Source organism: Frankia sp. CcWB2, from assembly GCF_977927585.1.
In genome coordinates, this window is record NZ_CDWRCM010000081.1 from 3663 (window position 1) to 10238 (window position 6576).

The 6576-nt window shown below is 69.2% G+C and carries 4 protein-coding genes and 1 pseudogene; 2 read left to right on the top strand and 3 right to left on the bottom strand.

Annotated features, from left to right (window positions below; genetic code table 11):
• From ACY45C_RS10690 to ACY45C_RS10700, 3 genes and pseudogenes are all read right to left on the bottom strand, one after another.
• A pseudogene (locus ACY45C_RS10690) lies at positions 1–283 on the bottom strand (hypothetical protein); the annotation flags it as partial.
• 46 nt (positions 284–329) lie between these two features.
• On the bottom strand, positions 330–3098 hold the full coding sequence (locus tag ACY45C_RS10695) for a transglycosylase domain-containing protein (protein WP_462187468.1): 2769 nt from the start codon (positions 3096–3098) through the stop codon (positions 330–332).
• A gap of 716 nt (positions 3099–3814) precedes the next feature.
• Complete coding sequence (locus ACY45C_RS10700; RefSeq protein ID WP_462187469.1) at positions 3815–4222, bottom strand: DUF5318 family protein; 408 nt, start codon at positions 4220–4222, stop codon at positions 3815–3817.
• A 553-nt stretch (positions 4223–4775) separates the two neighbouring features.
• Here ACY45C_RS10700 and ACY45C_RS10705 point away from each other — a divergent pair.
• A complete protein-coding gene (locus tag ACY45C_RS10705) occupies positions 4776–5594 on the top strand; it encodes a PadR family transcriptional regulator (RefSeq protein WP_462187471.1) in 819 nt (272 codons plus the stop codon).
• A 116-nt stretch (positions 5595–5710) separates the two neighbouring features.
• Positions 5711–6576 (top strand): inositol-3-phosphate synthase (locus ACY45C_RS10710; protein ID WP_462187472.1); only part of this gene is annotated, 866 nt, incomplete at its 3' end.

The following is a 6576-nucleotide window of genomic DNA, read 5'->3' on the forward strand; positions in this document are numbered from 1 at the left end:
ACAGCGCGACGATGTCGGAGTAGCACAACGCCGTGTACTGGTGCTCATGCGTCCAGTTCCGGGTGTCCCGGCAACTGATCTTCTGGGTATAGCCGAGGACCCCAGCCACGATGACCATCGCCATCAGCACCCGCAGCGGGGTCAGCCAACCACGCCGGTCGGGCACGACCGCGTGCTCACCCGGCGGCCCACCGATGAGCTGGCTTGCCCCCGCGACGACCGGGTCCTCCCGGGCCGGGCTGACGCGGACGGGGGACGCCGGGGACAGGGCCATGCCCGTCATTCTCGCCCCATGACAGCCCATGACAGCACTGAACTCGACCTCCCGGTCAACTGAACGGGTCGGAGAAGATCCCCGTCTGTCGAGCTGGCCGGCCCTGCTGGCCGGCACCCTGCTGACCACTGCCGTTGCCATTGCCGTCGCCATTGCCGTTGCCGTTGCCGTTGCCACTGGGGTTCAGGAGATCGCCCAGGTTGAGCCCGGTATCGCCGGGCTGGCTCGATGGGGCGCTCGGCGCCGGGGTGGGTGTGGGAGTCGGCTCGGGCTCGTTATCCTGCACGAGGCCACCGAAGGCCGGCGAATCGAACTTCGACGGCGGCACCCCCGTCAGCGCAGCATCCATGAACGCCTTCCACACCTTGGCCGGGTAGTTACCTCCGTAGACGCCCTTGTCGGCGCCGGGAATGCCCTTCAGCACGTCCTGCTCGGTGCCCTTGCCCCGGAACATGTTCACGCAGGACGCGATTTCCCTGGTGTATCCGCAGAACCAGGCCGACCGGAAGTTGCTCGACGTCCCGGTCTTGCCGGCGGCCTCGCGCCCGCCATCCAGCCGGGCCCGCTTCCCGGTGCCGCTCGGATCCGTCAGCACGCTCTGCAGGGCGTACGTGGCGTCGCGGGCCACCGCGGCCGGGATGACCTGCTTCGCATCCGGGGTACCCGAGTAGATCACCTGCCCCTTGCCGTCGACCACCTTGTCGACGATGTGCGGCGTGGCCCGCACTCCGTTGCCGGCGAGGGTCGCGTAGACCGCGGTCATGTCCACCGCGCGCACGTCGTCCTGGCCCAGGGTGATACCCGCCTCGTTGCGAAGCTGAGTGCTGCTCGGGATGCCAAGGTCGCGCGCGGTCTTGACGATGTTCGAGACGCCGATGTTCTGCCCCAACGGTACGTACACCGTGTTGATGGAGCCCGCCGTCGCCTCGATGAGATCCTTGTACCCGAGATCACCCGGCTCGCCCTCGTCGTTGCTGACCACGTAGTTCCCCGGCAGCGTGATCTTGGCGGGAGCGGCGAAGGTCGACTTGAGGTTGATGTTCTGGCGCAGCGCCGCGACCAAGGTGATCGTCTTGAAGGTGGAGGCGGACTGCACCTGCGCCCCTGACACGTTGTCGACGTACTGCTCATGGCCCTGTGCGTCCTTGCCGTAGAGCGACCCGCCGTACCAGGCGAGGATCCTGCCGGTCCCGGGTTCTACCGCGGTGAGCCCGGTACGCAGATCCGGCACTGCGGCGTACGCCGGGCCCAGCACGTCGCTCACCGCCTGGAAGGCCTTGAACTGCCGCCCCTTGTCGATCGTGGTCGTGATGCGCAGTCCACCGCGGTTGATCTGGTCCTCGGTGATCTTCCCGACGGTCGTAAGCTCACGTTTGACCTGGTTGCGGATGTACGCGATCTGATCGGACGAGGCGGCGGCGTCCTCCGCCTTCGCGGCCACGGGTGGGGGGCTCTGCTGGGCGAGTTCCGGCGGAGCCCAGCCCTCGGCAACCATCGTCGCGACCACGTCGTGCCAGCGGTTCGCCGCCGGACCCGGGTTCTTGGCCGGGTCGAGGTAGTTGGGTGATCGGATCAGGCCCGCGATGACCGCCCCCTGAGCGGGGGTGAGTTTGGCGGCCGGGGTGTTGAAGTAGGCCTTCGCCGCCGCTTCGATACCGTAGGCGCCCCGGCCGAAGTAGATCGTATTCAGGTAGAACTCCAGGATCTGTCCCTTGGAGTACTTCTGGCCCAGCTTCACCGCGAGCACGATCTCGCGCATCTTGCGGGTGAAGGTCCGCTCCTGCGACAGGTACGCGTTCTTGGCGTACTGCTGGGTGATGGTCGAACCACCCTGCAGCTCCCCGCCGGTGAGGTGCACGTAGAGCGCCCGGGCGATGCCCTTGGGAGAGATACCGGGTTCGTGATAGAAGTTCTTGTCCTCGGCCGCGAGCACCGCGTGCTGCAGGTCCATGGACACTTCGGCGAGCGGCACGTCGGTGCGGTTCACGGTGCCGATCCGGGCAAGCTCCTCACCGTTGTCCTGATGCGAGCCGGCCGGCGGTCCGTAGAAGATGATCGACGTCTGGTCGGTTTTCACCTCGGCAGGCAGCGGGACCTGGGTCGCCGCGTAGATGACGCCGATGCCGGCGACGAACAGGAGAAGGCCGGAGAAGAAGCCGGCGAAGACCAGACGGCGCATCCAGCGCGGGCGCTGTCGCCACCACATCGGGCCGTGTCGCCCCTGGCCCGGCCGGGAGGCCTTCCCGTTGCGGCGCCCGGTTCCTCCCGGCCCGCCCGGGGCACCCATCTCCGCCCGGGAGGATCGGCCTGGACCGGTCCGGCGGGGCTCGATCCGATCCGCACCCGGTCGCCCACCCGCCATCCGGCGGGTAGCGGCCGATCCACCTCCCTCCCGTGCCCGGGTCCGGACGGCCATCAGCTCGGTAGCGCGGGTGAGGTCGCGCCGACCGGCCACCTGCCGAGCGGGCGTTACCTCGGTCATGCGGTCGCGGTCCGACACCCCGTTGCGGCGGCCGTTCCGGGAGTCCTGCTCCGGCGTCACCTTGTGGTAGATGGTGGCGTCCACGGTGCGTTCCCGGACATCGACCCGCCGTAGGGCCTCCTGGTCGACGGTGTCGTACAGGGTGTTGACCTCGGCGGCCGGCCGGTCCGGCCCACGGTCGGGGACGCCACGGTCAGAGGCGGTCCGATCGGAGAACCCACGGCCGGGAACCCGCCTGGTGGGGGCCGCCCGACCGGATGGCGCGCCGCCTCCTCGGCGACGACCGGTCGCCTCGCCAACGGGCATGCCGGGACGACCACTGGACGGTTCACGGCCGGGCACGTCGGACTTCCCGACGCCGCGGTCCGGCACCCACCCCCCGGCGGCGGGACCGGCACCCCGACCGGTCCTACCATCCGGCGGCATGTTCGTCCTCGCCGCGGCGGGGGGAGCCGCGGGTGGCACGAGAGCGGTGCGCTCCCCTCGCCCGCCGGTGGGCCGGCCCGCTGGCGGCACCAGCCGGCGTCCCTGGACGTGGCCTGCCTGGGCCTGGCCTGCCTGGGCCTGCTCCGGCCGCCGGGCGCGGTCCGGGGGTACCCGGTCCGCGGTTACCCGGGACTGGCCGTCCGGGTTAGGCCATGCTCGGTCAGGTGCAGGACCACCCCGACTAGAGCCCTGATCGTAGGGAGAGCTCACCAACCGCTCCATCCGTCGCCGCGGGACTCCCCGGTACCCGGACCGCCGCAGGAGACGGGCCGGCGCCCCCAACCATCACCGGAGGTCCGATTTCCACAGGATCCACAGGATCCACAGAACCGGCCCGTCTCGGCCCGGACCATGCACGATCCCGGCGACCACCGGTCCACCATCGGACCGGGGCCGACCACGTGATGTTCGCTCACTCGCCGCATTCACCCGACGAGGCTGTGACGAGGTCAGCCCATGGCGGATGCCACGCCAGGACCTGCCATGAGACCCACATGGCAGACCAGGATCTCACGCCGGGTTCCGCCCCCTCGCGCAGGGCGTCCTTCGCGCCTCTCGGGGACGACCAGCCGTCAGCGGTCCGCGGTCCGCCGCCGGGCCTGCTTCTTCGCCTTCGGCTCCCCCGTCCCGATCACATAAGAAGTGACCAGGTGGTTCCAGCCGCAGGGCGGACACACCTCCACCACATAGACCTGCAGCTCGCTGTACCTCGATGCGAGCATGGGGAGCTCCCTGGTGATGCGGGCCCGGCCGGAGCTCTCCCCGAGCTCGTCGCCGTAGGCGTAGGTGACATGGATGAGTGGATCGCCGCCTCGGCAGACCGGGCATCGCTTCGTGGTCCGCTCACCGTGGTACCTGGCCGCCCGCAGCAGATAAGGATGCGCGTCACAGGCATCCAACGGCGAGATTCTGCCCGCGAAGAGATCCGCCAGCGTCGCCCGGCGGGCGAGCGCGTAGTCGATGACCGACCGCGGACGCATGCCAGCAACGGTACGCCGGAGTCGGCTTCCAGACAGACGGTCCAGACAGACGGTCCAGACAGACGCCAAACCGTCTCCCACCTCACACATCCCGGCTGTGAGCCGGATGACAGTGTGAGCCCGCCCGCACCGGGATCTGGCCGCGCGGGATGGTCTCCGGCCACCGACGGGACCGTCGGACAGCGTCCGCCCCGGGCGGCCACCGGCCCCTTCCGATGCGCGGATCTCGGCCGATATCCCCTGGCAGCCGGGGTTTTCCACGCTCCACAGGCTCGGGGAACACCCTCGCCAGGGCGCGACGCCCGTTCGGCGGCCGGTGGATCCATCGATGGTCCGGCCGGGGTCGGGATGCACCAGCAGAGCGCCTATCTGTCATCTCCCGGTCGCCGACTGGTCATTCCTGGTTGCGGTACTCGTCCCGCGACGCCTATCCTCGATGTATCGCTTCGATATGTCGAGACGGTCGTTCCGCGAGCCGTGGCGGCCAGCCGCCACGGCTCGCGGAACGACCGGCGGCGCATCGCGGGGCATCACGGTCGAGGAGGGGTGGATCATGCTGGAGCTGGCGGTCCTCGCCCTGCTCTCCGAGAGCCCTATGCACGGCTATGAACTGCGCAAACGGCTCGCGGCGCTGCTCGGCGCGTTCCACCGGTTCAGCTACGGCTCGCTCTATCCCTGTCTGCGTCGTCTCGCGTCCGCCGGATACGTCACCGCGGACGACGTCAGCGCCGCGGGCCGTCTCGGCGGGCGCAGCCGGGTCGTCTACACCCTGACGGGCGAGGGCAAGGAGAAGCTCGCGGACCTGCTGGGCGAGGGCGGACCGTCGTCCTGGGAAGACGAGATGTTCGGCGTGCGCTTCGTCTTCTTCTCGAAGACGGACGCCGCTGTCCGCCTCCGCATCCTCGAAGGTCGCCGCGGGCGGCTCGAGGAGCGCCGGGAGAAGGTTCGGTCGGCCCTGACCCGGACCGTCGAGCGTTTCGACTCCTACACACTCGAGTTGCAGCGCCACGGCCTGGAATCGGTCGAACGTGAGGTCCGCTGGCTGAACGAGCTGATCGAGACCGAACGCGCCGGCACCCCCACCGGCACCCAGGGACCACAGTTGTCCACAGGATCCACAGGTTTGTCCACAAACCCGTCCACAGGATCCGTGCAGCCGGGGGCACCCGTCGTCGGACCGGCCCGCCCAAGCGGGCCGGGAAGCCCTCCGGCGCAGGCGGACCGCCAGGACGACCCGCGCGCACGGGAGGGCGGCACACCTGCCGACGCCGACGCGCACCTGAATGTAAACGTGAACAGGCGTGGCCGGAGCAGGCATGCCCCGCGGACAGCCGGCCAGGACCCCGACGGCGAGGTCCCGACCACCCGATGAACGTCATCCCGTAGCGGGTCCCTGTTCCCGACCAGCATGATCGGGAATGCCGCGGCGGAGCTGTATGCCCCAGATGACCCATTTCCACGAAGATCTCAGCTAAGGAGCAGACCGTCATGGGCTCGGTACGTGTCGCCATTGTCGGCGTGGGCAACTGCGCTGCCTCGCTGGTCCAGGGGATTGAGTACTACCGCGATGCCGACCCGTCGGCCCAGGTCCCCGGGCTGATGCACGTGCGGCTGGGCGAGTACCACGTCTCGGACCTGACATTCGTCGCCGCGTTCGACGTGGACGCGAAGAAGGTCGGCCGCGACCTCTCCGAGGCCATCGTCGCCAGCGAGAACAACACCATCAAGATCGCGGATGTCCCGCCGCTCGGGGTCACCGTCGCCCGCGGGCACACTCTCGACGGCCTCGGCCGCTACTACCGGGAGACCATCGAGGAGTCGGACGAGCAGTCGGTCGACGTCGTCGCGACCCTGCGGGAGACCCGTGCCGACGTGCTCGTCTGCTACTTGCCGGTCGGTTCCGAGGACGCCGCGAAGTTCTACGCCCAGTGCGCCATCGACGCCGGCGTCGCCTTCATCAACTGCCTGCCGGTGTTCATCGCCGGGGTGCCCGAGTGGGCGGAGAAGTTCCGCGCGGCCGGCGTGCCGATCGTCGGCGACGACATCAAGTCACAGGTCGGCGCGACCATCACCCACCGGGTTCTGGCGAAGCTCTTCGAGGACCGCGGCGTGATCCTGGATCGGACCATGCAGCTCAACGTCGGCGGCAACATGGACTTCAAGAACATGTTGGAACGCGAGCGGCTGGAGTCCAAGAAGATCTCCAAGACGCAGGCCGTGACCTCCCAGGTCTCTCACGACCTCGGCAGGGACAACGTGCACATCGGGCCGTCGGACTACGTCGCCTGGCTGGACGACCGCAAGTGGGCCTATGTCCGCCTTGAGGGACGTGCCTTCGGCGACGTGCCGCTGAA

Bases quoted from the DNA above. Each gene is read 5' to 3' on its own strand.
- ACY45C_RS10700 (WP_462187469.1), bottom strand. From the start codon at position 4,222: ATGCGTCCGCGGTCGGTCATCGACTACGCGCTCGCCCGCCGGGCGACG.
- ACY45C_RS10705 (WP_462187471.1), top strand. From the start codon at position 4,776: ATGCTGGAGCTGGCGGTCCTCGCCCTGCTCTCCGAGAGCCCTATGCAC.